Raw genomic sequence first — 24,515 nt, forward strand, 5'->3', positions numbered from 1 at the left:
TTAAGGATATTAATATTTGCCGGGCTGAATGTCCGCCAGGATTGGGGCAGGTGCGGGTTTCACCCCGTTGATTTCGATGCCGCCATGCTGCATCATCCTGATCAGCTCCTTATATTCTGACAGAAACGTCGGCGGCGGTACCGACAGCCTATCCAAAGATGCAATTTCTTCGGCAGATAAATGTACATCTGTAGCAGCAATGTTATCTGCCAGCTGCTCCACAGTCCTGACGCCGATAATGGTTGAAGCAACGCCGGGTTTGTTGTTAACCCATGATAATGCAACGGCGGCCGGTGCAGTGCCGTGTACCGCCGCAATGCGTTCCAGTTCATCGATGATCGCGAGCTGTTTTTCCGTCAGCGTCACGTCGCCGTTCCTGGTTTGCAACCTGCCACCCACTTTTCCATTGTTTGCGCGGTTGTATTTACCCGATAGCAGCCCCCCTTTCAGCGGCGACCAGGGTGTAATACCCAAGCCGAGTTCCATTGCCATCGGCACCAGCTCATCTTCAACGGTCCTTTGCAGCAATGAGTATTCAATCTGCAGGCCAATGAAAGGTGTCCAGTCCTTCAGCAAGGCGGCCGTTTGCGCCTGGGCAATTTTCCAGGCAGGTGCGTCGCTGATACCGATGTACCTGATCTTCCCGCTTTTTACCGCATTGTCGAGCGAACGCATCGTTTCCTCCATCGGTGTGAGAAAGTCCCAGGAATGTATCCAGTACAGGTCGATGTAATCGGTCTGCAAACGCCTCAGGGAATGTTCCAAATTGGTGATCAGCGACTTGTTGCCAGTTCCTCCGGTGTTCGGGTTACCCGGGAACCCATTGTTGGCAAACTTGGTCGCAACAACCAGCTGTGTCCGCAGCGACGAACTTTTCCCCAGCACATCGCCGATGATTTTCTCCGAATGATTATTGGTGTAGATGTTGGCAGTATCTATAAAATTACCCCCTTGCTCCACGTAGGTGCTGATCATTTTTTGGGACTCGTCGGCGCTCGCACCCCAGCCCCAGTCTTCGCCGAAAGTCATCGTCCCGAGGCAAAGCGGGCTAACCCGCAAACCTGATTTTCCGAGTACTCTGTATGATTGTAATGACATGATTTAAAAGGTTAAAATGTAAAATGGCTAAAAGGTGAAAAATGTCGTTTTGGAACCGTCGTTTACAAAAAACTTACGCCCGTCAGCGCTTCGCTCAACGTCCAGAGTTTCGCTGCGCTTTCTTGATCCAATGCATAGGGCATGACGCCGAAAATTCTGGTTACGCCATGCACACGTTTACGCGGGTCGATGTTGGTCAGGTCTATCTCTGCTACGTCCGCGTTTTCGCAATAAACGCCGCCCAACTCATTCAACTGCGGGCTTGTGGCGCACCAAACTGTCGTGGAAGCACCTTGCTGAATGGATTTTCTGCCTGTCGGCGGATCGTGTATCACTTTTCCGTCCGGATCGTAAACGCCGAGTTTTTGCAAATCTTCGGCAGAAAGCAGCCTGCCTAAGTCGGTCTCTACGATGGCACCAGGGTGAAGCGAATACGATCTCACGCCAAATTCCTGCCCTCGCCTATCTAATTCCAGGGCGAAAAGGATATTGGCCGTTTTGGATTGTCCGTAAGCTGTTAAGGTCTCGTATTCGCGATGTTCAAAATTCGGGTCGTCAAAATGGACGGGAGAGAAATGATGCCCCCAGGAAGATACATTCACAACTCTGGCTTTGCCCGCCTTTTTCAATGCCTCCCAAAGTCTTGCAGTGAGCTGAAAATGCCCGAGGTGATTGGTCGAAAAATGCGATTCACAACCCCGCCCGTCCCTGTTGAGCGGTACCCACATGATGCCCGCATTGTTGATCAGCAAATGCAGCGGTCTGCCTGACGACAAAAATTTTTCGGCGAATGCATCAATGGAAGCCGGTTGCATCAAGTCCATTGCCTCAATTTCCACATGGGTAATGTTTTTAAGATTTCTTTTTGCCTTTTCGATATCCCGGGCGGGAACGATCACTGTGGCCCCGGCAGCTACAAATGATTTTACTGTCTCCAGGCCGATCCCGGCATAACCGCCGGTTACGATGGCAACTTTTCCCGTCAGATCAATTCCCTGGATAACTTCCGTTGAGGTGGATGACGCGTCGAATCCCGATCCGACCGGCTTTTGCAACGCACCCTGATCATTGTTTTTTCCCATATTCCTGTTGTTCTATTGAAACAAAAGTAGCAGGCATTTCCGCGTACAACTTTGTTTTCCGGGCTAATTTTACTTTGCCCAGAAGGCCACATTTAGATCTCCCCATGAGCCAAAGGTTTTGAGCGTAAAAGAATTTCCCCTAACTTTTATGCAGGTGTACATTACTCGCTGATTTTTAAACGGACAACAATCCAATGACTTCTGACGACTTCCGGCTAACGATACATATGGTATCAAGTCTTGACGGCATCATTGCCAAAAAAGACAATAGCATTTCATGGTTCGAGGCATCCAGTAACTATGAGAAAGGCGTTTCCGGACAGGACCCGGAAGCATTTCTGAAAACAATAGACTGCTACGTAATGGGGTCGCGGACATACGAACTTGCCCTGGAATTATCGAAAAATTATGGGTGGGCTTATGGTGACAAACCGACCATTGTAGTAACCAGCCGAAACCTGCCCAACGAAAGGCAGAACGTCGGATTTTATTCCGGCGACCTGACTGACCTTGTGAACGAACGTTTAAAGCCCGCCTACCGGAACGTGTGGGTGGTAGGCGGGGCAGTCCTTGCCAAAGATTTGATCCGCATGAAATTAGCAGACGACATCAGGGTTACCGTTTTGCCCATTATTCTGGGTGAAGGCACATTGTTTTTTGACCAGATAGGAATGGAACAGGCACTGCACCTAAAAGATGTGACCGCCTACAAAAATGGCCTGGTAGAATTATGGTACGAAGTAAACACGCGGTAGCTTACAATTGGTGCAGGCGATACTCAGTCGCTTGGATGCATTTCGTTTGCAAACAATGTATCGATTTGCGCAGATGCGGCTTCTTGTAAACGGCCCAATTCCGTTTTTGCTGATCTATCAGAGGCATCCTCTCAGGAAGTGATGCGCCGGAACAATCATGCAGCCCCAAACAGTTTCCAGCGTCCCTCGGACACCACTTCGATTACACCGTTGGTCACTTTAATGGCGGTCTGATCGTCAATCGCATAGGAAGGGAACGGCAGGGTGGCGGCTAACTTTTCCAGATTGTCAAGGGAATTCCCGGGAAAGGATTCATGATCCAAATGCGGATGAAGTGCAAAATCAACCAATCCCAGCGATTTGTCGCTTTCCACCGGCAGTGTATGACCGCCGTAGGTCGTTCCGAAGCGGGTCATGATCATGCTCCCTGCACTGAGGCCCACGTACACCATCTTATGTAGCAGCGACGGCAGGAGATCTGCCAGGCCGGACTTTTGCATCCAGTAACACAGGTACTGGCAGTCGCCACCCCCAACCAGCAGGGCGTCCGTCTTCCGAAGCATAGGAACCCAAAGTTCCTGCTTGATACTGGACAATGCAGTGAGTTCCAGCAGCCCCAGCGATTTCCACCCCAATTCGCAAAAGGGATCGCCTAATGATCCGCATATTACCCTTCTCGCAATGTCACCCCCACCGGGCAGGGCATATATGGCTGTGGGAACGAACAGGGCACTAGCCTCGCCAATCGGCTTGCCCAGGAGCTCAACCAATGCCTTGCGTATACGCATGTTGCTGATGCCGGCGGACGTGAGAAGAAGTTTCATAGAGCTTCAAAAATACAAATCAGTAACTGATATCGTCATCGGTAGCCATTCATATTTTGCGGCAAACCGGCATCTTCCGCAAAGCGTTCTGCTGATCGCGTATTGCGCTTACTCGGAATTCCTTACCATGTTTCTCCAAACACCTGATCAGAAAAAGAGACGGTAAATCGTTAGAGAAGCACACATGGAGCTAATATGACTTACTTTCTTCGCTTTCCGGCTTCGGGTTATATCAAACTGGTCCTGATAACCGCCTTATTTTTGATCAGCTGCTCCGGGCATGTATTTTCCCAGCGGACGTTGCAGATAACCGATTCCCGCGACCAGCACATTTTCACAGGTGATGAGATACAATATCTGGAAGACACATCAGGCGCTTATACCCTCAAAGAGGTATTGTCGCCAGCTCTGAGCAGGCATTTTGTGAATAGTAGCACGAACACGCCACAAAATTATAACCTGAGATCTACCTATTGGTTCAGGATCAGGGTCCGGCATAATCCGGAAAGCCACAAAAACTGGGTCCTGGAATTTTTCGATCAGACCATTGATCATATCACGGCCTTTTTGCCGGATGGGCGCGGCGGGTACACTGAGCGGCGTATGGGCGATCAGCTGCCTTTTCGTGACAGGGAATATGCGCACAAAAATTTTGAGCTTAATATCCCAAACAACACCTCGTTTGAAGGAACCTATTACTTCCGGGTAAAATCGCATCAGACGGCTGATGCGATCATTGTGCTGAGATCGGTGAACCGCTTCATTCAATATGCGCTGGATGAGTACTTCATCTTCGGCATATTTTATGGTATGGTACTGGTTTTCAGCTTCTACAACCTAATGATGTACCTGGCAGTACGTCAGGTGCAATACTTGTACTACGTTCTTTACAATCTCTGCGTGGGCCTTTTTGAAATGTGCATCGACGGTGTTGCCTATCAGTATCTATGGCCAAACGCGCCGGAATGGAATCAGTACGCCTACGGCATCGCGCTATACGGGGTCAGCATTTTTGCATTGCAATTCACGAGAACATTACTTTACACGCATAAAAAAGCGCCCCTGCTGGATCGCCTCATTGTCTGGATCATGGCGTTGAGGACGCTCTTTTTCGCCACCTGCCTTTTCTTCAATACCGACTGGTTCAGTTACAAATTCGTAGAGCTCGTCCCGCTTGCTGTGGCATTTTACACAGGCATCTACATTTACCGGAAAGGTTACCACCCGGCCCGCTTTTTCGTCCTGGGTTACACATTTCTCTCCATCGGTTTCATACACAAGTTGTTACTGATGCTACATGTTGAAGGCCTGAATTTTGGTGTCGTCACGTATTATAGCCTGAGCATCTGTTTTGTACTCGAAATGATTTTCCTCTCTTTCGCGATTGGCGACAAAGTACGGGTCCTGAAAACAAAAAAAGATAGGGCTCAAAAGCAAATCATCCATCAGATGAGGCTGAATGAAAAGTTGAAGGATTCTCTGAATGTCAGGCTGGAAGCCCAGGTGGAAGAACGGACGAAGGAGGTATTGGAGAAATCGGCGATCATCGAAGCCCAAAACCAGGAATTGACGCAGGTAAACGAACTTTTGCAGCAACAAAAAGAGGAAATCCTGCAAATGAACCTGTTGCTCGAAAGGGATAATGAGGTACTGCACACCAATGTGGTGAAGGTGACGCAGGCCAGGGTAATGTCCGCGGAAGTCGGTTTCGAAGAATTCAGCAAGATTTACCCGGATAATGAAAGCTGTTTCAGGTTCCTGGCCGGAATGAAATGGGGGAACGACACGGCTGCGGATCATTTCGAATGCCGCAAATGCGGCCATGATCATTACTTTCACGGGCATTCGCCTTATAGCCGGAGATGCGGCAAATGCGATTACGACGAGTCGGTGATCGCCCACACGATTTTTCAAAATACCCGAATTCCCATCAATAAGGCATTTTATATGGTCTTTCTGATGTACACTACCAAGGGCAAAATTTCCTCTCATAAGCTCTCGGAAATCCTGTCTATCCGGCAAGGCACCTGCTGGGCTTATGCGAGCAGGATCAAAAAAGTAATGCAAGACCGGCGCAAGGAAATCGCATCTTCCAAATCAGGCGAAGGGTGGAGTTTGCTGGTCCTGGACCAATCGCTGGAAACCGCCTGACAAACATCCCGCCATAATCCTTTAGCAACACCACTTTTTTAACGATAATATCACTGCCGCAAAAAATTTTTTGTGCAAAAAAGGCCGGTTTGCAGGCGTATCATCCCTTCGTTTTTTATCCCTACCGAACTTCGCGGCATCACTTGTAAATCAGGGTGATCGCCCTGTTTTATCTTCGGGGCTAAACCGTATCAACATGAATGTAAGTATCTATATTACAGATGTTTACATGTAAAATTTATTACTAAATATCCCAAAGTATACCTAAATTTGCCACATGGAATTATCCAAGAAATTATCAGATTAATTACCAAAATTCATTAACATCCTATGGGAAAGAGAATTACGATGTTCATTGCCATGATTTTCACGATGGTAGGCCTGGCAAACGCCCAGGACCTTGTCGTGAAAGGGGTGATCAGAGATCAGCAAAATCAGACATTGCCGGGGGCAAGCGTTCTGGTGAAGGGAACGCAATCAGGTACGGTAACAGATGTAGACGGAAATTACTCAATCAGTGTCCCCAATACCGGCTCCGTGCTGGTCATTTCATTCATCGGCTACGGAACACAGGAAGTTACGGTGGGCAATCGCACGCAAATCGATGTGACACTGGCGTCGGACCTTAAGAATCTGCAGGAAGTAGTTGTGATCGGTTATGGTACACAAAAGCGCGGTGATGTGACGACGGCGATCGCGTCGGTAGACACCAAGGATATCGAAGAGCGGCCAATCCTGCAGGCGGCCCAGGCATTGCAGGGAAAAGCGGCAGGCGTGCAGGTGACGCAGCCGTCGGGAAAACCAGGAAGTGCCCTGTCGATCCGTGTACGTGGTGCCACTTCGGTACAGGCCGGGAACGAGCCCCTGTACGTGGTCGACGGCGTCCCGACAATGGATACCCGCGACCTGAACGTAAATGATATCGAAAGTATCCAGGTGCTGAAAGATGCATCCTCAGCCGCTATTTATGGCGCAAGAGCTTCCAATGGGGTTGTAATCGTAACCACCAAAAGGGGTAAGGCCAATCAGTCGCAGGTAAATTTTGCGGCATACTATGGATTTTCAAATATAGCCAAGAAGATCAATGTGCTTAATCCGCAGCAGTATGCCGACCTGATGAATGAAATGGGCAACAATGTGACCGTCGGCAGCCAGACTACCGACTGGAACAAAGAAGTCTTCAAAACCGGACATAACCAAAATTACCAGCTCAACTTCTCTGGCGGTACCGATAAAAGCAGGTATTTCGTTTCCGGTGCCATCACACAGGACAAAGGCATTATCCAGCCTGCCAGCTACAAGCGGTATTCCTTCCGTGTAAACCTCGATAACCAGATCAAAAGCTGGTTCAAGCTGACAACCAATGTCAGCTATGCCAATGCGAAAATCAGGGACGTAAAGGACAACAACAATGCAGGCCGCAATGCGGTTGTACTGGGCGCGCTGGGCGCTCCGCCTACCATGGGTATTTACACACAGGACCCGTTAAGAGGCACTATTTTCTCCACGAACCCGCTCAAAGCCGGTTGGGATAACCCACTGGCCGCAATGTACGGACCTACACAGGCAGCAAAGGATAACAGGATTTTCGGCAATATAGCCGGTGACCTTACGCTCGCCAAAGGGCTGGTGACACGTTCCAATTTCGGGATCGATTTCATGAACCATTCCAACGATTACTATCTTGATCCTTTCCGGACTACCGAAGGCTGGGGAAGCAACGGAAGTACGCATGGATTAGGCAATGCAACCCGGAGCAACTCTTTCACATATCTCTGGGAAAATACGCTCAACTACGAGAAGAAGTGGGATAAGCAGGAATTTTCGGTGCTGGCAGGTACCACAGTCCAGAAAAACAACTGGAACAATTCCTACATGGCGGGACGCGACTTTCCCGCCGACGGCGTCGTGAAAACAATGAATGCCGCCAATGAAATCACGGAGGCATATACGGAACAATCGGAGTGGTTCCTGAATTCTTACCTGGGGCGTGTGATGTATAATTTTGACAGCAAATACCTGGTTACTGCCAATTTTCGCGCCGACGGATCCTCTAAGCTTGCCAAAGGCAATCAATGGGGTTTCTTCCCATCGGTATCGGCCGGATGGCGTATTTCCGCGGAGCCGTTTATGCAAGACGTGAAGTTTATCAATGATCTGAAACTGCGTGGCGGATGGGGCCAGAATGGGAACCAGGAAGGTCTGGCCAATTATGCTTCCTATGGGCTGAACAGCTACACCCGCCGTACCCCCACTACCCCACCCTCCGGCCCGGCAGTTACTGCCCCGACCTACGCGCCCAATCCCGACCTGAAATGGGAAACGACCACACAAACCAACATTGGTATCGACCTGAGCATGCTGCAGGGCCGGGTGACGTTCACAGCGGATGCCTATTTGAAAAAGACGAACGACCTGCTTCTAAATGTACCGCTGCCCAACACGAGCGGCTACACTTACATGCCGAGAAACTCCGGAAAGCTGGAAAACAAGGGCCTCGAATTTGTTTTGTCCACCATCAATCTCGATAAATCCGATTTTCAATGGACGACCGATTTCAACATTGCATTCAACCGGAACAAAATCACCGAATTGCAGTTGAGCAAGATCTATCGCTATGCGGAAGTCGAAGGCAGGAGCGACCAGATCATCATTTTGCAGGAAGGCGCTTCACTGGGCACTTTTTATGGGTACATAGCCGAAGGCGTCAATCCCGAGACCGGCGACATGATCTACAAGGACGTAAATGGCGACGGCACTTTCTCGCCTTCCGACCGTACGGTGCTGGGTTCTGCGCAGCCGAAGTTTACCTATGGGATGAACAACAACCTCACTTACAAGCATTTCAGCCTTTCTTTCCTTTTCCAGGGTTCGCAGGGGAACAAGGCATTTAATGCTTCAAGGCTGGAAACGGAAGGGATGTACGACAGCAAGAACCAGTCGACCGAGGTATTGAGACGCTGGCAGAAGGCGGGTGATATCACCGACATCCCCAGGGCAACCGACGGCAATGTCAACAACTCGCTGATTTCGTCGCGGTTTGTCGAAAATGCCTCTTTCCTGAGGATGAAAAGCGCAACGATCTCCTATGCACTGAGCAAGGATTTCGCCAGCAAGATCAAGCTGAGCAGGGCTTCCATTTACCTCACTGCGCAAAACCTGTTTACCATTACAAAATACAAAGGATTTGATCCTGAGGTCAATGCGTTCACATCGAGTGGTGCAACCCTGGGAATCGACTACGGCACTTACCCGGTGTCCCGCGCATTTGTGGCAGGTCTTAATGTCTCTTTTTAATCCAGAAATGATATGAAAAAAGTTAATTATATAACACTTGTGCTGGGAACATCGCTGATGGTGTCGGCGTGCCAGGACCAACTTGATCTGCAACCCATTTCTCAGACCGTCGTCGGCGAAAGCGGCACGGGGACGGCGGGCTCGTCCATTAAAGATGCTGCGAGCGCCGAAGCGGCCCTGGCTGGCAGTTATTCCATTTTCAAGAGTGCTTCGGCGGAATATTACGTGATGGATTATTTTATCCTGGGCGACGGCCAGTCCGACAACGCTTATGCCGGAGCAGACAACGCCGCATGGTTTGAAGTGGATGAATTCAGGATACTTTCGACCAATGCCGTGGCCGCGCGGGATTGGCAATATCTGTACAACCACGTGGCAAGCGCGAATTCTATTATCGCCAATGTACCCAAAGTCACGGATGCATCGCTGTCGGCAGACCGCAAAGCGCAGATCGTAGGCGAGGCAAAGTTCATACGCGCCCGGGCCTACTTCGATCTGGTGCGTATTTACGGCGACATTCCGCTCGTGGTGGATGAGCTGCCGACCATTACCTCCTCCAATGTGGAGGAAATTTATGGTAAGCTGTATCCGGCAAGAAGCAAGGCAGAAGACGTTTACATGCAAATCATCAAAGACCTGGACGAGGCTGCCATCACAGTCCCCAAGTCGGGACCGGACAAGATGACTGTTACCCCGGGGGCCGTTTATACCCTGCTGACCAAGGTTTATGCAACCCGAAAAGAATGGGATAAGGTGAAAACAAATGCAGATAAAGTGATCGCGCTTGGCTACACATTAGTGCCTAACTTCGAAGACCTTTGGGATGGTAAGCATGAAAACAGCGCCGAGTCCATTTTTGAGTTGAATTTCGAGGATTGGTCTACCGGAGGAAACTGGGGATCGTCTATGTTCTATGGCACGGACTGGAAGAAATTCAATACGCCTTCCAACGATTTGTTGAAGGCATACGATGATGAAAAAGATGCTGTACGTAAGGCATCTACCATTTTTACAGCCGACGTAACCGGCAAATGGTCAGACAAGTACTGGTCGCTGACGAAATTCCCGTTCGCCTATAAAATGCGAAACACAGACGCCTCCCAGAACATCATCATGTACCGTCTGGCTGATGTCCTCCTCTTGAAAGCGGAAGCTTTGAATGAAACCAGCGACCTGGCCGGTGCGCGCACTTTGGTAAATCAGGTCCGGGAACGCGCCAAACTGACGGCAACGCCAGCGGCCGACCAGGCGGCAATGCGGCTGGCGATCGAAAAAGAGCGTCGGCTGGAGCTCGCATTCGAAGGCCAGCGCTGGTATGACCTGAAACGGACCGACCGGGCAATCCCCGTGATGGAAGCTGTAAAAGACGGCTCTGGCGCCAGCCTGAAATACAATGTGACCGCCAACAGGTTGCTATGGCCGATCCCGCAGGGCGAGATCGATAAAAACGCCAATTTGACACAGAACGAAGGATACTGAACCAGTCACCTCATGCCCTGCCAGGCCGGGAGATGAAAAGCCCCGGCCGGCAAGGGCATTCTTTTTTACCTAGTGATATGAGAAAATTCGTGATAACGGTGGCCATAGGCCTGACAGCCTCACTAAGCAGCTGCTCGGGCAAGTCGGCGGCCGTAGATACACCTCGGCCGGAAGATACCACGTCGGGCGGTAAGGTAGCCGTTTGGGTCACCACCGGTACACAGAGCAAATTGTTTCAAAACGAGCTTGCACTCCCCATTGTAAAAACCGGTACCGTTTCGCCTTTTGCAAACCTGATCAGCATCGATTTTTCGGCCAAACTGCAGGAAATGGAGGGCTTCGGAGCCGCCCTAACGGGCTCGTCGGCCTACCTGATCAATCAGAAACTCGACGCTTCGCAACGCACAGCCTTGCTCAAAGACCTGTTCGATCCGCAAACCGGGATCGGCATCAGTTATTTGCGCATTACGATGGGCGCTTCGGATTTCTCTTTGGAAGATTTCACTTACGACGACCTGCCAGCAGGGCAAACAGACCCGACTTTAAGTAAATTCTCCATTGCAAAAGACCAGACAGACCTGATACCCGTTTTGAAATCCGCCCTCGCCCTGCAGCCGGCGATCAGGATCATGGCTACACCGTGGTCGGCTCCGGCATGGATGAAGACGAGCGGAAAACTGGCCGGAGGAAGCCTCAAGCCGGAATGGTATGGCACTTATGCCAATTATTTCCTGAAATACCTGCATGCGTTCAGGGATGAAGGGATCAGCATTGATGCGGTTTCTGTACAGAATGAGCCTTTGCATGAAGCTGCTTATCCGTCCATGGGCATGGATTCGACCGCCCAGGGAAATTTCATTAAAAATCATCTCGGCCCGCTTTTCCAGGCAAATACAATCAAAACGAAGATCCTGCTATACGACCACAACTGGGACAGACCTGGGTATCCTATGTCGATTTTGAATGATCCGGCGACCAGCAAATATGTTGCAGGGTCCGCATTTCACGCCTATGGCGGCCAGGTTTCCGCTATGGGCCAGGTCCACGACAAATTCCCCGACAAAGGCCTCTATTTTACCGAAATATCGGGCGGGCGCTGGGCGACCAACTTCTCCGATAACCTTAAATGGAACACGTCCAACATCTTTATCGGCACTGCCAACAATTGGTCTAAGAACGCACTTTTGTGGAACATCGCACTGGACGAAAACGATGGCCCGAAGAACAAGGGCTGCGACAACTGCCGGGGCGTGGTAACCATTGGTTCCAATGGCAGTATCACTAAAAATGTGGAGTACTACACGATTGCGCATCTGTCCAAATTTGTAAGGCCCGGCGCATTCCGCGTGCAGTCGGATAAACTCGCCGCCTTGACCCAACTAGAGCACGTTGCATTCCTCAACACCGACGGATCCAGAGTGCTGGTGGTATTGAACCAGGGTTCCGACAGCAAGAAATTCACTGTCGCTGCTGGTGAAGACCAGTTCAGTTACACAATCGATCCCAATGCTGTTGTAACACTGGTTTGGAAATAAGGAATTTAAAATACTGGAATGCGCCTAGCTCAGCAACCCTGCTTCCCTGGCAAAGAAAATTGACATTGCAATTACAACCGCAACCGCCGCCAGGATCACGAAAAATTTAACCCTGGGCGTGACACGGACTTTTTTGTTTCGGATGTTCTTATTAGCCACCGTGGCAACAACCGGCCTGCGCATCAGCGGAGCATCTGTGCCCAGCTTAGCTTTGTGAATTTCAAACAATTCCCGCCTCTTTTGATCGATACTGGATTCCATGAACCATTGTCTTTAAACCTCCATTAAATTATCGAAATCCTTATAAAAATTCAAAGCTGCAACTAAGAAAAGCTTCAAGGCATTGTAAATAAATTTTGACAAACCAGATTTCTGTGCTTTAATTTGTCTACTTAATTTATAGACTTTATATTAAAATGTTCAGAAATCTACTTCATCTCAGCAACAGACGCACCTCTCTACTCCTGCTGGTATATTCCGTTTTCCTGGGTTTCCAGGTAAATGCTCAGTACGTCGTCAGGGGCACCGTTACATCCTCAGCCGATAAAGGAGCGTTGCCCGGTGTAAATGTTGTGATTAAAAATTCGCTTACCGGCACGTCGACCGACGCGGACGGAAAGTACGAGATTGCGGCCGTGACGGATGCGATCCTGGTTTTCTCAGGGATCGGTTACGTTACCAGAGAAGTCCAGGTGAAAGGGCAAAGCGTGATCGACATTGCGCTGGCCGCCGATACGAAGCAGCTCGATGAGCTTGTTGTAGTGGGCTATGGTACCCAGAAACGCAATGCGTTGACCAATTCTGTCTCGACCATAAACGGCGATCAGATCACGCGCAGACCAGTTTCCAACATTCAGCAGTCATTTCAAGGCCTGATGCCGGGCGTTACCGTACTCGATCAGGGCGGGTCGCCGGGTAAGTCGAATACCAACATCCGCGTACGCGGGATTACTACCTTCAATATCAACGGAAGCAGCACCAGCGGTTTCGACCTGGGCAAAAACGACGCCCTGGTGATCGTGGACGGGCTCGAGCAAAGGCTGAGCGACATCAACCCCGACGATATCGAATCCGTATCGGTTTTGAAAGACGCTTCTTCGACAGCGATATACGGTTCAAGAGCCACCAACGGGGTAATTTTGATCACCACCAAAAGGGCCAGGGGCGGCAAAGTACAGGTGGACTACCACGGCTACTACGCCATCCAGAAATCCAATAATGTTCCCAAAATGATGGGTCTGGAAGCTTATATGCGTGAGCAGGTGGCGGCTTATACCAATGCAGGCGTGACTTTGCCCTCACGCTTTACCGAAGAGTCGATCCAGGCTTACGTAAATGCGACGGACCGTGAAAAGTATCCTTTGCCCAATACCTGGTTTGAAACCATGCTCCGCGCTGCTCCCCAGCAAAATCATACGATCTCGGTTGCAGGTGGAAATGAAACTTTACGGACACGCCTGAGTGTACGTTACCAGGACCAGGAAGGCGTGATCGCGGGCTACTCCAATACAATCGGCGAATTCAGGCTGAATTCGGATTATACGATTTCGAAGAGAATTCGCGTGAGCGGCGACATTAACTATCGCTATGCCAAAGCATTAAATCCGACGGTCAACAATGCAGACAACAACCCTACGCCGCTGAACAACTTTTTCCATGGCACACTTTGGGCAGTCCCCAAATATGCCGATGGAACTTACGGCCTCAGCACCCAGGGAAACAACCCCTTGATGTTCAACGAAATCGGCGGAAAGTCGCGGCAGAATACCGATTATCTGGCAGGCTATGTGAAAGCAGAGATCGACCTGACCGACGGGTTGACGTTATCGACGCAGATCGCGGGGAGGGGTAATTTTATTCACCAAAAGAATTTTACCAACTCCTACACCAATACCGACAAGAACACCAACATTACCAAAACCGTGGCGATCAACTCGCTGACCGAGGTGCGGAATACGCTGCGTGAATACACGATCAACAATTTGCTGACCTATGACAAAAGCTTCGGCAGCCATCACCTGAAAGCACTGGTCGGCTATTCACAGATCGGGAATACACAGACGTTCCTCTCGGCTTACCGCGAGCGATTTTATAACAATGATATCGGCTCCATAGGCCAGGGTGCCAATGACGGTACCAAGAGCAACAATGGAAATGACGCGGAATATGGCCTGCGTTCTTTCTTCGGGCGGGTGAATTACGATTACCAGGAAAAGTACCTCTTTGAGGCCAATGGTCGCTACGACGGTTCCTCCAAATTCACCGGCAACAAGCAATACAGCTTTTTCCCCTCCTTCTCAGCTGGCTGGCGGATTTCTAAAGAAAACTTCTGGAGTGGTTTAAACAAAGCTGTAAACGACCTGAAACTCCGCGGATCGTGGGGCATTACAGGAAACCAATCGGTGAACCTGTACAGCTACTATTCTGCATTGACGGCAGCAGGCTACACCTTCGGCGGGGCTTCGGTGCAGGGTTATCGTCCCACTACTTTGGCAAACACCAACCTTGGCTGGGAATCCACCACGCAGCTTGACCTCGGACTCGACGCGGCTTTCCTGAACAACAAGCTGACATTGACAGCAGATTATTACCGCAAACTCACCGACGACATCCTGCTGAACCTGGACATTCCTGCAACGATCGGGCTCACAGCGCCTCCCCAAAATGCAGGATCGGTGGAGAACAAAGGCTGGGAATTCAGCCTGAACTACCGCGGCACGCCGTCGTCAGGTGGCTTCCGGTACAGCGTTGGTGGAAATTTGAGTATCAACGAAAACAAAGTCGTGGACCTGAAAGGTACCGGCCCATACATTACCGGCTCGGACATCGACCCGCGCTACATCATTGCCAAAGGTTTGCCGATCAATACCTTGTGGGGTTACCAGACGGACGGTTTATTCCAAACCCAACAGGAAATTGCCGAGTACAAAGCAACTTATGCCGCCAATACCAAGCCCGGGGATGTGAAATACGTGGATAGAAATGGCGACGGCAAGATCAATGCCGATGATATGACGGTGATCGGAAATTCATTTCCCAAGTATACTTTCGGAGTGAATGGGGATTTCTCCTACAAAAATTTCGATCTGAACATGCTCTTCCAGGGAGCTGCGAAAGTGGATGCCCGCCTGGCTGGCGCATTGGCAGAAATGGGGAACCAGGAAGGTTTTACCCACGAAATTTACACCAACAATTACTGGACACCCGAAAACACCGGCGCACGTTTTCCGAGACCGGTAAAATTCGATTTGCGCAACGTGGCCACGTCCGACCGCCTCGTGATCGACGGCTCTTACCTCCGTCTGAAAAATGTACAGCTAGCTTACAATATCCCCGCTGATGTGGTGAAGAAGCTGGGACTGGCGCGACTTCGCGTGTACACGTCGGCCACCAACCTGCTGACATTCTCCAAACTGAATGAGTGGAACCTGGATCCCGAGGTACCGTCGGGCCGCGCGGTTTATTTCCCGCAAACTGCATTGTACACCTTCGGTCTCAACCTCCAATTCTAAGCAACTATGAAACTCAATAGCATTAAATACATCTTATTTTCGGCAGTATCGGCGTTTTTGCTGGCTGCCTGCGACTCCAACCTCCTCGAAACCGTACCCAATGACCGGCTTTCGGAGGACCTTTTCTGGAAATCGGAAAACGATGCCCGCCTCGCTGTCAACTCCATTTACACCGACCTGGACACCACCAATATCTTTTCCTGGGACGGCGTAACCGACATTGCGCACACCAATCAGAGCTTCAACATTGACGCTTACATTGAAGCCGGCAGCTACGATGCCACGAGCTCCAAGATCTACAATGAATGGAAACGCGCCTACCGGGGCATCCGGGCTTCTAATTATTTCCTCGAGCATGTCGACAAGATCCCGAGCACGAACACGGTGCTGATCAACCAGTTTAAAGGCGAAGCAAGGGTTTTGCGGGCCTATCAGTACATCAAGCTGGCTGGTTTCTTCGGCAACGTGCCGCTTGTGACCAGTTCGCTCACCATCGACGAAGGGCGCGCGCTGACCAACACGCCGGTGGAGCAAGTCTGGGATTTTATTGAAAAAGAACTCACAGAATCTGCGGCCCTGCTGCCCGCCACTTACGGGGCGGCCGACAAAGGAAGAGTTACAAAAGGTGCCGCGTTAGGCTTGCTCGCGCGTTCCAGCCTGTACGCAGGCCGGTATGCCAAAGCGGCAGAGGCTGCAGACCAGGTGGTCAGACTGGGTGTGTATGGCTTGTACGAATCTTACGAAAAACTGTTCAGCTATGCCGCCGAAAATAATAAGGAGGTGATTCTGGATAAGCAGTTTGTGAAAGATGTGTATGCCAATAATGTATTTGCCTTCCTCGGACCTTACAGCCAGAAAAACGGTCAGAGCACTTATGTTCCTACCAAAGCGCTGGTAGATATGTATGAAACCACGGCCGGCAAGAAAATCACCGACGCGGGCAGCGGCTATAATCCTGCCAAACCTTACGAAAACCGTGATCCCCGCCTGAAATTCTCTGTTTTCCTCGAAGGCGACCCACTGCCCAGCGGCATTACGTTCCAGCCAAAACCGACCAGCGGCACCGCCGACGCGATAGGCAGTACCTACATTGCGTCTACAACTGGTTTCAACATCAAAAAATACATCAACGCTGAGGACTACGCGAACCCGGCCAATGGCGGGATCAATATCATCCTCCTGCGCTACGCCGAAATCCTGCTGACTTACGCCGAAGCCAAGATCGAGCTGAACCAGATCGATGCAACTGTTCTGGCGGCAATTAACCAGGTAAGAAATGGCCGTACCGATGTAAAACAGCCGGATGTAACGGCCACCACACAAGCCGCATTGCGTGAGATTGTCAGACACGAGCGCACCGTAGAACTCGCATTCGAGGGGCAGCGGCTTTTTGATATCAGAAGGTGGAAGATCGGGGAAACCGTCATGCAGGGTGCGGTTTACGGGATCACTTATACCGACGCCTCGGGTAAGCTGGTAACCGTGCAGGCAGCGACTTCCAATAAAGTTTTTGACGCGGCAAGGCATTATCTTTGGCCAATCCCGCAAAAAGAGCGAGACCTGAACCCTAATTTAAAACAAAATCCAAACTGGTAAGCATGTTAAAAAAAGTCACATTCATACTGCTGTCGGCCGCCCTGTGCACCTTCATGAGCTTCCGACCCGACAAACCTGCCACGAAAACACCCAACATCGTCCTTTTCTTCATTGACGACCTGGGTTATGGCGATTTATCCGTCACCGGAGCGCTCGGTTACAGGACCCCGAACCTGGACAAAATGGCCGCCGAAGGTACCCGTTTCACCAACTTCCTGGCCGCCCAGGCCGTGTGTAGCGCATCCCGCGCGGCATTACTGACGGGTTGCTACCCAAACCGGCTGGGTATTTCGGGTGCATTTGGACCGAATGCGAGAATGGGTCTGAACCCGAAAGAAGAAACCATCGCTGAGCTTGTAAAAGCGCAGGGTTATGCGACCGGCATTTTCGGGAAATGGCATTTGGGCAGCGAGCAGGAGTTTTTGCCTCTGCAACAAGGCTTCGACGAATATTATGGTGTGCCCTACTCGCACGATATGTGGCCGCTGCACCCATGGCAGGAGCGAGCAAAATATCCGCCGCTGCATTGGATCGAAGGAAATACAGCAGGCAAAGAGATCAAAAACCTTGAAGACGCCAGTGAACTGACTCCCCACATTACCGCACGTGCCACGGCGTTTATCCGTAAAAACAAAAACAAACCATTTTTCCTGTATGTGCCGCACCCGCTCCCGCACGTGCCTTTGGCGGCGTCGCCGAAATTCCGCGGCAAGAGCGAAAGAGGCATTTTTGGCGATGTATTGATGGAGCTCGACTGGTCTGTGGGGGAAATAATGAAGGAGCTGAAAGCACAGGGACTTGATGAAAATACCCTCGTCATTTTCACGAGCGACAATGGCCCCTGGCTAAACTATGGCGACCACGCAGGGTCTTCGGGCGGGTTCCGGGAGGGAAAAGGAACTTCATTCGAGGGCGGGCAGCGCGAACCCTGCATCATGCGCTGGCCGGGAGTGGTACCTGCGGGCCGTGTCTCAAACAAGCTGCTTTCCACATTGGACGTCCTGCCGACCATCGTGAAATTGACTGGCGCAAAACTGCCGAAGGAAAAGATCGACGGGGTTGATTTTACAGACCTGCTGAAGGGAGACGATCGTAAAACGCCACGAGAATCCTTTGTGTACTATTATCGGAAAAACAGCCTGGAAGCTGTGCGCAAAGGCGACTGGAAACTGGTTTTCGCACATCCCGGACGCAAATATGAAGGTCAGCTGCCTGGGAAAAACGGACAGCCAGGCCCGGCGCCGGAAGATTTCCAGTATCCCAAAGCATTGTACCACCTCACCCGCGACCCTGGCGAGCGCTACGATGTTTTGGAACAAAACCCGGAAATCGTAGCTGAGCTGGAAAAAATCGCGGACGCTGCCCGTGAAGATATGGGTGATGATTTGCAGCAAAAACAAGGCAAGAACGTCAGACCCGTGGGACGCGCCTCAGCTAACTAAATCTCCGGGTTCATCTGCCCTCCTTTACTTCGTCTAACCAAAATCCGTCGTCATGTCACCACGCAAAATACCAGCCCTGATCCTGCTTGCATCCCTATGCTGCGGAATCCAGGTTTTTGCACAAAACAAGAATGCCAAGCTGCCCAACATCATCTACATTTATGCCGATGACCTGGGCTATGGCGAATTGGGCTGCTACGGACAGAAAAAGATCAAAACGCCAAACCTCGACCGGCTTGCCCGGGAAGGGATACGGTTTACCCAACATTATACCAGCATGCCCGTGTGCGCCCCGGCGAGGGCCATGCTGATGACCGGAAAGCACAGCGGGCATGCTGCCATCCGCGGTAACCTGGAACTGGGCGGGTTCAGGGATGATGAGGAACGCGGGCAAAAGCCATTGCCCGCCTCAGAATTCACCATCGCGGAACTGCTCAAACAGAAAGGTTACGCCACCGCGCTTACCGGCAAGTGGGGCCTCGGGATGAACAATTCCGAAGGCTCCCCCAGCAAGCAGGGATTTGACTATTATTACGGCTACCTCGACCAGAAACAGGCGCACAACTATTATCCTTCCCACCTCTGGGAAATGATCAGTGGGACACATTACCACAGCCCTGGCTGGACGTGCACAAAAAACTGGATCCAGCCAAAGCCACGGATGCAGACTTTGCTTATTTCAAAGGCACAGCCTACACACCGGCCAAAATGACGGAGAAAGCCCTGGCATTCATCGACCGGAGCAAAGGCGGACCTTTCTTTTTGTATATGCCGTATACGATACCCCACGCATCCCTGCAGGCACCCGACGAATATGTCAACAAGTATATTGGCCTGTTTGATGAGAAGCCGTATTATGGTGAAAAAAATTATGCGTCGACCAAATATCCGCTTTCGACCTACGCGGCGATGATCACTTATCTGGACGATCAGGTGGGTATTATTCTGCAAAAAGTGAAAGAGCTGGGCCTGGATGAGCATACGATCATCATGTTCAGCAGCGATAACGGGACAACATTTAACGGGGGCGTGAATGCAACCTTTTTCAATAGCGTTGATGGTCTCCGTGGACAGAAAATGGATGTGTATGAAGGCGGTATCCGGGAACCTTTCATGGCGCGGTGGCCCGGCAAAATCAAGGCTGGCAGCACCAGCGACCACGTTTCGGTCCAATATGATCTGATGGCGACGGTCGCGGAGCTGACCGGGCAAAAACTAAAACAAACCGACGGGATATCCTTTTTACCAGAGCTGACGGGCCAAAAAAGCAGGCAGAAAAAACATGACTTCATCTATTGGGAATACCCCGAAAAAGGCGGCCAGCTCGCGATCCGTATCGGCGACTTTAAAGGTGTAAAAACAGACATCAGGAAAAACCCTGGCACCCCCTGGCAGATTTTTGACCTGAAAAACGATCGCAACGAGACCACCGACATCGCTGGCAACCATCCGGAGCTCGTCAGGAAGCTGGACGCCATCGTCGCACGCGAACATGAAGATCCTGGCGTGGACGAGTGGCGTTTTCTGGATCAGGTGATCGGGGTCAATGCGAATCATTGACATCTCGCCGGAGCGTACAATACAGTTTCCTGCCCTGGCCTGCAAAGTCTGTCCTGTAAAGCTCCCAGCTGTCTTTATTCAATTCCTCCAGATGGTACTGATTGACGGGATTGGAAAGTTCATTTTTGAGCCAGCGGGGAAACGCATTGGCGGCACGCGCATTTTCCCAGGTCCTGATGGTTTTGAAAATCTCGTATTTCTCCGGACAGGCCTCCACGTCCTGCTGATTCAACTGGAGGCTGTATGTAGAACCTATCCCTACCGCAATTGCCTCGATGTGCTCGTATTGGGCCACTGTTACTCCTGGCTTGATCGGGAAGTTGCCGCCCATCCCCACAGGAAAGAAGTTCGAATAAGTTACGTCCCTGAGATCTTTGCCCTGGCTGGTCGCACTCCCCCACTCCCTGGTTTCGGCATCGTACAGATTTTTCCCGCCGCCTACGTTCCAGATGCTCTGGTAATGCCAGGAGCCCTCGGACAATGTGGACCCTGTGAAGCGGATATAAGGGACACCAAGCATTTTGGCCCGGTCAAACATTTTATGAAAAAACCGTTTGACGGAATAATATCCGTGTCCATTGTTGAATAAAAACTCTTGGCCGTCAAAATCATAATAGGCCAACCCGTTGATATGGCACACATCCGCATAGTATTCAGCTATTTTATCCTGTAGCTGCATATTGGGGATCAGACCGTCGTACCCGTAGTTAATCGTGACCTGAAGCTTATAAACCGTGTCGCCCGCAGCGTGGTTTCCAGGAGTTGTCTTCCAGTAGCCGCGTTTGATATTGAGCAGGCGGTATGGTGCCTTGTCGGAAACACCCATATAATAAATGAGCTCCTTTCCGATTTTGATCATGTTCAGGTTTTTGCTGTGACCTTCCCAGCTGGCAATCTCTTCCAGGTATTTGGGATCGTCGACAAAGATGAGGGTGTCTGCCGGTCCGATCCCTTTTGCCAGCAACCTTTTTTGCTGATAGCACAGGCTATCGGTGGGGATAGGACTCGCATCTTTCGTGCCCGGGGCCAGTGAGTTGGTGATCGGGGTGCGGCCAATGAGTATGCCGCTTTTTGCGGCCATTTCCGAAAACTCCCTGTGCGACTTGTCTGCGGACGCCATTTTCAAGGGCTTCCTTTCAAAATTCTTTCCATCCAGATACCCTTCATTCCCCCGGTCTGGCCGGATAAATCCCTGGTCATACAGGCTGATCGCTTTAAAGCCTAACTGACGGGTATAAGAAACAATGCTGTCGTAAACAGCACCTGCGCACATGGCATCCGGCACGAATGCAGCCGGGTCTTTCACCCATTTTCCATTCATCGTGGGATAAGGCAGGCCCTCTGACAAAACAATGTTTTGCATGACGTCCAGCAGGGCGGTACTGTCCGGGCTTCCCCAGAGCGCTACCGAAGAGCCGATATAATCGATACCGGGCAGCGGCTGCACGTCCAGGTGGTTTGGTATATTGGCCGACATGTTCGGGATCAGGGAAAAAAAGACCTCCCGCATGAATGATCTATCCCTGGAATTATAAGCAATTGAAATTCTCCCTTTTGCGTCGATCTGAGCTGCATTGCCGTACAAAATCCTGTAATAAGGTTCCTTGTGCGCATAGAAAGCTACATCGCTGATACCATCTCCGCCGATTGGAAAAACCTGCCCTTCGTGCAAGTGCGACGGCAGCGGAAACTGCCTGGGATCCGGGCTGTGAATAATGTATTGAAAAGGGGCCGCGTCGGCGATGGTTTCGGATGTGCCGCCCAGCGTATTGTCGTTGAGCGCCAGCATACCAATGGCATAATTAACCGACTCGCTGGTGTCACGGGCGACCCCAATGATCTCCCCGAAAAGATTGGTAATGTTGGTATGATAGGCGCCCCACTGCACGTTGTCTACCCCGTTACGAGGATACAGTGCCAGTAAGCTTAGCTTGAAATACTTCTGCCTGGCAACCAGCGAAACACGGGCCACCGAGCCATTGGGATAATGAAGGGTAAAAACATGGTCTGCCTTGTGATAAGCAGCCTTTACCGGCTGGTAGTATTTCTGCTTTTTACTGTCATAAAGGGAAAGCAAGGGAGAGGGTTTGTCGGCAGGACTGAACTCCCGCTGCCGCCCGCGGCCCGTTGTATTTTTCATACTGGTGATCCATCCCTTTGCATTGACATGTATCCTGAAATAGGCGGTACTGAAGTCATTTTGCGCATGGGCACGAAGGGAAAGAAAGCAGGCTGCGGCACTAAAAATAAGGGTTCGTAAAAACCGGGACTTCATAACAAATTGAGATTAGGGACAATAAAAACAGACGGCATAGAAAAGCGACGGCAGTTACTGGAAGCAGCCACCATCGCCTTTTTTACTGATCCGGTGCTATTCAAGCGGATTAAATGTGCCGCCCCACTCCACATTCTGCTTGATCGGGGCACTCGCGTCCAGATTGGCCTGGCTGATCGGATAAAACCAGTGGTTCAGGTTGAGGTTGTATTTATACTGGGCGTCACCATCGAGATTTTCTATGTAGACAGCCGTAAATTTCTTTCTTACCAGCGGATCCGAAATGTCGTCGGTCCAGGCGATCTTTTCTCCTTCATTCAAAACCATATACAGGCCGTGACGGTATACTTGCTTGTTCAGGATGTCAAATCTTTTCCAGCGCCGCAAATCGCCCCATCTTTTATTTTCGAATGCGAACTCAATAAACCGCTCGTTCACAAAACCTTCCCGTATTTCGGCCTGGACCGAGGCTGTAATGCCGTACATTTCGGCAGCACCTGGCTGGATACCTGCCCGTGCCCGTATATCTTTCAATACCCGCAGGGCCTCTTCGGATTTACCGGATTCATTGGCCGCTTCGCCGTAGTTCATCAGTACCTCGGCAAAACGGATCTCGACCCAGTCCGTTGAAGCATTGGCGATCGATGTCTTAACCAATGTGTTATCCAATCCTTTTAACTGAAAGAAACCCGATACGCCCGCCCCGATACTCGCCTGAGTCTGGTCACTGGCCAGGGAAACGTATTTGAATCCCCCGGGAGAGGAAGCATCGGCTGCTTTCCGCCATGCACTCCAGTACCGGGTGCCGGCTGGCAGGTCAGGTGTTGGATAGGTGGTACCTCCCGTGAATACTGTGGCATAAAAACGATCATCTCTATTCGTTACAAAATCGGTCAGGTACTGTGCATTATAAGCGGGATCGCTCAGTTTTGCAGGATCAAACTGCATGGGCGAGCCATCCTTTTTCGGAAATGCATTTAGCAGGATCAGGATGGGCTGATTGGCGTTCGATGCGTCTTTGGTGAGCGGTTCGGGGCGGATATTTGCCTGGTTAAAAGGATGGTCGGGGTACGAAAACTGGTTTACCATAATTACCTCCTTGTTCCTCTCCTGCTTCCAGATCTGCCCAAACTGCTGCAACAACCCTTTTCCCTGCGCCTTCAGATAATCAACCGCGGCCTTATTGGCGTCATACGCCGCCTGCCATCTCGACAGATCGTTGGACGGATTGAATAACGGACTGGCGTACCAAAGCAATACTTTCCCCTTGAAAGCCATAGCAGTACCTTTGTCTATCCGGCCGTAGTTGGCATCGTCCCACCGGTCGGGCAGGGATGCGATGGCAAGATCAAGATCGGCGACAATCTGGGCAATGCACTCCGAGGTTTTATTCCGTCCCACAAAAAGACCCTCTTTATTGGTCACATCCTGCGGTTGCAGGATCAGCGGCACACCGCCGAACAGCGCCACTTTGCCAAAATAGTCCCAGGCGCGCCAGAAAAGCGCCTGGCCAGACATCTGACCCTTCGCTTCTTCACTTAGCACTGCAGGGGAAACCCCTGGAAGTTTACTGAGGAAAAAATTGATCTTGTCAATGTTCGTATAGCTTAAACCCTGCCCTTCTGAAGCGACACTGATAATTCCTCTCAGATAACTGCTCATTGATCCCGGACTGTTTATTGCTTCATCGGTCGCATTCCCGTTGACCGGCCAGGATGGGATCATACTGCCGTGAATGTCTGTTAAAAAGGCGTTGATCAGTTTCTGGTCATTCCAGACATTCTCCGGGCTGATCGCCGTGGTATTGTTATAGTCCAGGTCGGTTTCGCAAGCCTGGGCGAGCAACATGGCGACGAGGCAAAAAAGACGTAAAAGGATATTTCTTGTATATATGCGCATCATCATATCT

At 50.8% G+C, this 24,515-nt stretch carries 16 protein-coding genes; 10 read left to right on the forward strand and 6 right to left on the reverse strand.

Annotated elements, in window-relative coordinates:
* Nucleotides 1-9: 9 nt before the first annotated feature.
* Both AC1XUF_RS27850 and AC1XUF_RS27855 read right to left on the reverse strand, forming a co-directional pair.
* A complete protein-coding gene (locus AC1XUF_RS27850; protein WP_483345146.1) occupies nt 10-1,098 on the reverse strand; it encodes an aldo/keto reductase in 1,089 nt (362 codons plus the stop codon).
* A gap of 62 nt (nt 1,099-1,160) precedes the next feature.
* Nucleotides 1,161-2,180: an SDR family NAD(P)-dependent oxidoreductase gene (locus tag AC1XUF_RS27855; RefSeq protein ID WP_483345147.1), complete on the reverse strand. Its 1,020-nt coding sequence runs from the start codon at nt 2,178-2,180 to the stop codon at nt 1,161-1,163.
* Nucleotides 2,181-2,374: 194 nt separating this feature from the next.
* Here AC1XUF_RS27855 and AC1XUF_RS27860 point away from each other — a divergent pair, with 194 nt between their 5' ends.
* Nucleotides 2,375-2,935, forward strand: a complete 561-nt coding sequence (locus AC1XUF_RS27860; protein WP_483345148.1) for a dihydrofolate reductase family protein — start codon at nt 2,375-2,377, stop codon at nt 2,933-2,935.
* Between the two features lie 155 nt (nt 2,936-3,090).
* On the opposite strand, the gene AC1XUF_RS27865 is transcribed toward AC1XUF_RS27860, so the two are convergent.
* Complete coding sequence (locus AC1XUF_RS27865; RefSeq protein WP_483345149.1) at nt 3,091-3,759, reverse strand: Type 1 glutamine amidotransferase-like domain-containing protein; 669 nt, start codon at nt 3,757-3,759, stop codon at nt 3,091-3,093.
* A 195-nt stretch (nt 3,760-3,954) separates the two neighbouring features.
* Between AC1XUF_RS27865 and AC1XUF_RS27870 the strand changes: the two genes are divergently transcribed.
* The 4 genes from AC1XUF_RS27870 (at nt 3,955) to AC1XUF_RS27885 (ending at nt 12,221) form a co-directional block, all read left to right on the forward strand.
* Nucleotides 3,955-5,910, forward strand: a complete 1,956-nt coding sequence (locus AC1XUF_RS27870; RefSeq protein ID WP_483345150.1) for a 7TM diverse intracellular signaling domain-containing protein — start codon at nt 3,955-3,957, stop codon at nt 5,908-5,910.
* Between the two features lie 330 nt (nt 5,911-6,240).
* The gene (locus tag AC1XUF_RS27875; protein ID WP_483345151.1) at nt 6,241-9,207 is read left to right on the forward strand and encodes a SusC/RagA family TonB-linked outer membrane protein; all 2,967 of its coding nucleotides are present in this window, start codon (nt 6,241-6,243) and stop codon (nt 9,205-9,207) included.
* 12 nt (nt 9,208-9,219) lie between these two features.
* Nucleotides 9,220-10,686, forward strand: a complete 1,467-nt coding sequence (locus AC1XUF_RS27880; protein WP_483345152.1) for a RagB/SusD family nutrient uptake outer membrane protein — start codon at nt 9,220-9,222, stop codon at nt 10,684-10,686.
* A gap of 77 nt (nt 10,687-10,763) precedes the next feature.
* Nucleotides 10,764-12,221, forward strand: coding sequence for a glycoside hydrolase family 30 protein (locus AC1XUF_RS27885; protein ID WP_483345153.1), 1,458 nt, complete (start codon nt 10,764-10,766; stop codon nt 12,219-12,221).
* Between the two features lie 24 nt (nt 12,222-12,245).
* Here AC1XUF_RS27885 and AC1XUF_RS27890 read toward each other — a convergent pair whose 3' ends face one another.
* The gene (locus AC1XUF_RS27890) at nt 12,246-12,482 is read right to left on the reverse strand and encodes a hypothetical protein (RefSeq protein ID WP_483345154.1); all 237 of its coding nucleotides are present in this window, start codon (nt 12,480-12,482) and stop codon (nt 12,246-12,248) included.
* Between the two features lie 155 nt (nt 12,483-12,637).
* On the opposite strand from AC1XUF_RS27890, the gene AC1XUF_RS27895 reads away from it, so the two are divergent.
* The 5 genes from AC1XUF_RS27895 to AC1XUF_RS27915 are packed head-to-tail and all read left to right on the forward strand — an operon-like array spanning nt 12,638 to nt 20,331.
* Complete coding sequence (locus AC1XUF_RS27895) at nt 12,638-15,733, forward strand: SusC/RagA family TonB-linked outer membrane protein (RefSeq protein ID WP_483345155.1); 3,096 nt, start codon at nt 12,638-12,640, stop codon at nt 15,731-15,733.
* Between the two features lie 6 nt (nt 15,734-15,739).
* Nucleotides 15,740-17,329, forward strand: coding sequence for a RagB/SusD family nutrient uptake outer membrane protein (locus AC1XUF_RS27900; RefSeq protein WP_483345156.1), 1,590 nt, complete (start codon nt 15,740-15,742; stop codon nt 17,327-17,329).
* 53 nt (nt 17,330-17,382) lie between these two features.
* Nucleotides 17,383-18,771: a sulfatase family protein gene (locus AC1XUF_RS27905; protein ID WP_483345321.1), complete on the forward strand. Its 1,389-nt coding sequence runs from the start codon at nt 17,383-17,385 to the stop codon at nt 18,769-18,771.
* Between the two features lie 52 nt (nt 18,772-18,823).
* The gene (locus AC1XUF_RS27910; protein ID WP_483345157.1) at nt 18,824-19,483 is read left to right on the forward strand and encodes a sulfatase-like hydrolase/transferase; all 660 of its coding nucleotides are present in this window, start codon (nt 18,824-18,826) and stop codon (nt 19,481-19,483) included.
* Complete coding sequence (locus AC1XUF_RS27915; protein ID WP_483345158.1) at nt 19,399-20,331, forward strand: sulfatase-like hydrolase/transferase; 933 nt, start codon at nt 19,399-19,401, stop codon at nt 20,329-20,331. Before AC1XUF_RS27910 ends, AC1XUF_RS27915 begins: the two co-directional genes overlap by 85 nt.
* On the opposite strand, the gene AC1XUF_RS27920 is transcribed toward AC1XUF_RS27915, so the two are convergent.
* Nucleotides 20,315-22,606, reverse strand: a complete 2,292-nt coding sequence (locus AC1XUF_RS27920; RefSeq protein ID WP_483345159.1) for a hypothetical protein — start codon at nt 22,604-22,606, stop codon at nt 20,315-20,317. The genes AC1XUF_RS27915 and AC1XUF_RS27920 overlap by 17 nt on opposite strands.
* 96 nt (nt 22,607-22,702) lie before the next feature.
* Nucleotides 22,703-24,511, reverse strand: coding sequence for a RagB/SusD family nutrient uptake outer membrane protein (locus AC1XUF_RS27925; RefSeq protein WP_483345160.1), 1,809 nt, complete (start codon nt 24,509-24,511; stop codon nt 22,703-22,705).
* Nucleotides 24,512-24,515: the final 4 nt, after the last annotated feature.

The organism is Dyadobacter sp. HNCC25DJ185, assembly GCF_056895195.1.

Excerpts from the sequence above, each read along its gene's own strand:
- AC1XUF_RS27850 (WP_483345146.1), bottom strand. The coding sequence starts at position 1,098 with ATGTCATTACAATCATACAGAGTACTCGGAAAATCAGGTTTGCGGGTT.
- AC1XUF_RS27855 (WP_483345147.1), bottom strand. The coding sequence starts at position 2,180 with ATGGGAAAAAACAATGATCAGGGTGCGTTGCAAAAGCCGGTCGGATCG.
- AC1XUF_RS27860 (WP_483345148.1), top strand. The coding sequence starts at position 2,375 with ATGACTTCTGACGACTTCCGGCTAACGATACATATGGTATCAAGTCTT.
- AC1XUF_RS27865 (WP_483345149.1), bottom strand. The coding sequence starts at position 3,759 with ATGAAACTTCTTCTCACGTCCGCCGGCATCAGCAACATGCGTATACGC.
- AC1XUF_RS27870 (WP_483345150.1), top strand. The coding sequence starts at position 3,955 with ATGACTTACTTTCTTCGCTTTCCGGCTTCGGGTTATATCAAACTGGTC.
- AC1XUF_RS27875 (WP_483345151.1), top strand. The coding sequence starts at position 6,241 with ATGGGAAAGAGAATTACGATGTTCATTGCCATGATTTTCACGATGGTA.
- AC1XUF_RS27880 (WP_483345152.1), top strand. The coding sequence starts at position 9,220 with ATGAAAAAAGTTAATTATATAACACTTGTGCTGGGAACATCGCTGATG.
- AC1XUF_RS27885 (WP_483345153.1), top strand. The coding sequence starts at position 10,764 with ATGAGAAAATTCGTGATAACGGTGGCCATAGGCCTGACAGCCTCACTA.
- AC1XUF_RS27890 (WP_483345154.1), bottom strand. The coding sequence starts at position 12,482 with ATGGAATCCAGTATCGATCAAAAGAGGCGGGAATTGTTTGAAATTCAC.
- AC1XUF_RS27895 (WP_483345155.1), top strand. The coding sequence starts at position 12,638 with ATGTTCAGAAATCTACTTCATCTCAGCAACAGACGCACCTCTCTACTC.
- AC1XUF_RS27900 (WP_483345156.1), top strand. The coding sequence starts at position 15,740 with ATGAAACTCAATAGCATTAAATACATCTTATTTTCGGCAGTATCGGCG.
- AC1XUF_RS27905 (WP_483345321.1), top strand. The coding sequence starts at position 17,383 with ATGAGCTTCCGACCCGACAAACCTGCCACGAAAACACCCAACATCGTC.
- AC1XUF_RS27910 (WP_483345157.1), top strand. The coding sequence starts at position 18,824 with ATGTCACCACGCAAAATACCAGCCCTGATCCTGCTTGCATCCCTATGC.
- AC1XUF_RS27920 (WP_483345159.1), bottom strand. The coding sequence starts at position 22,606 with ATGAAGTCCCGGTTTTTACGAACCCTTATTTTTAGTGCCGCAGCCTGC.
- AC1XUF_RS27925 (WP_483345160.1), bottom strand. The coding sequence starts at position 24,511 with ATGATGATGCGCATATATACAAGAAATATCCTTTTACGTCTTTTTTGC.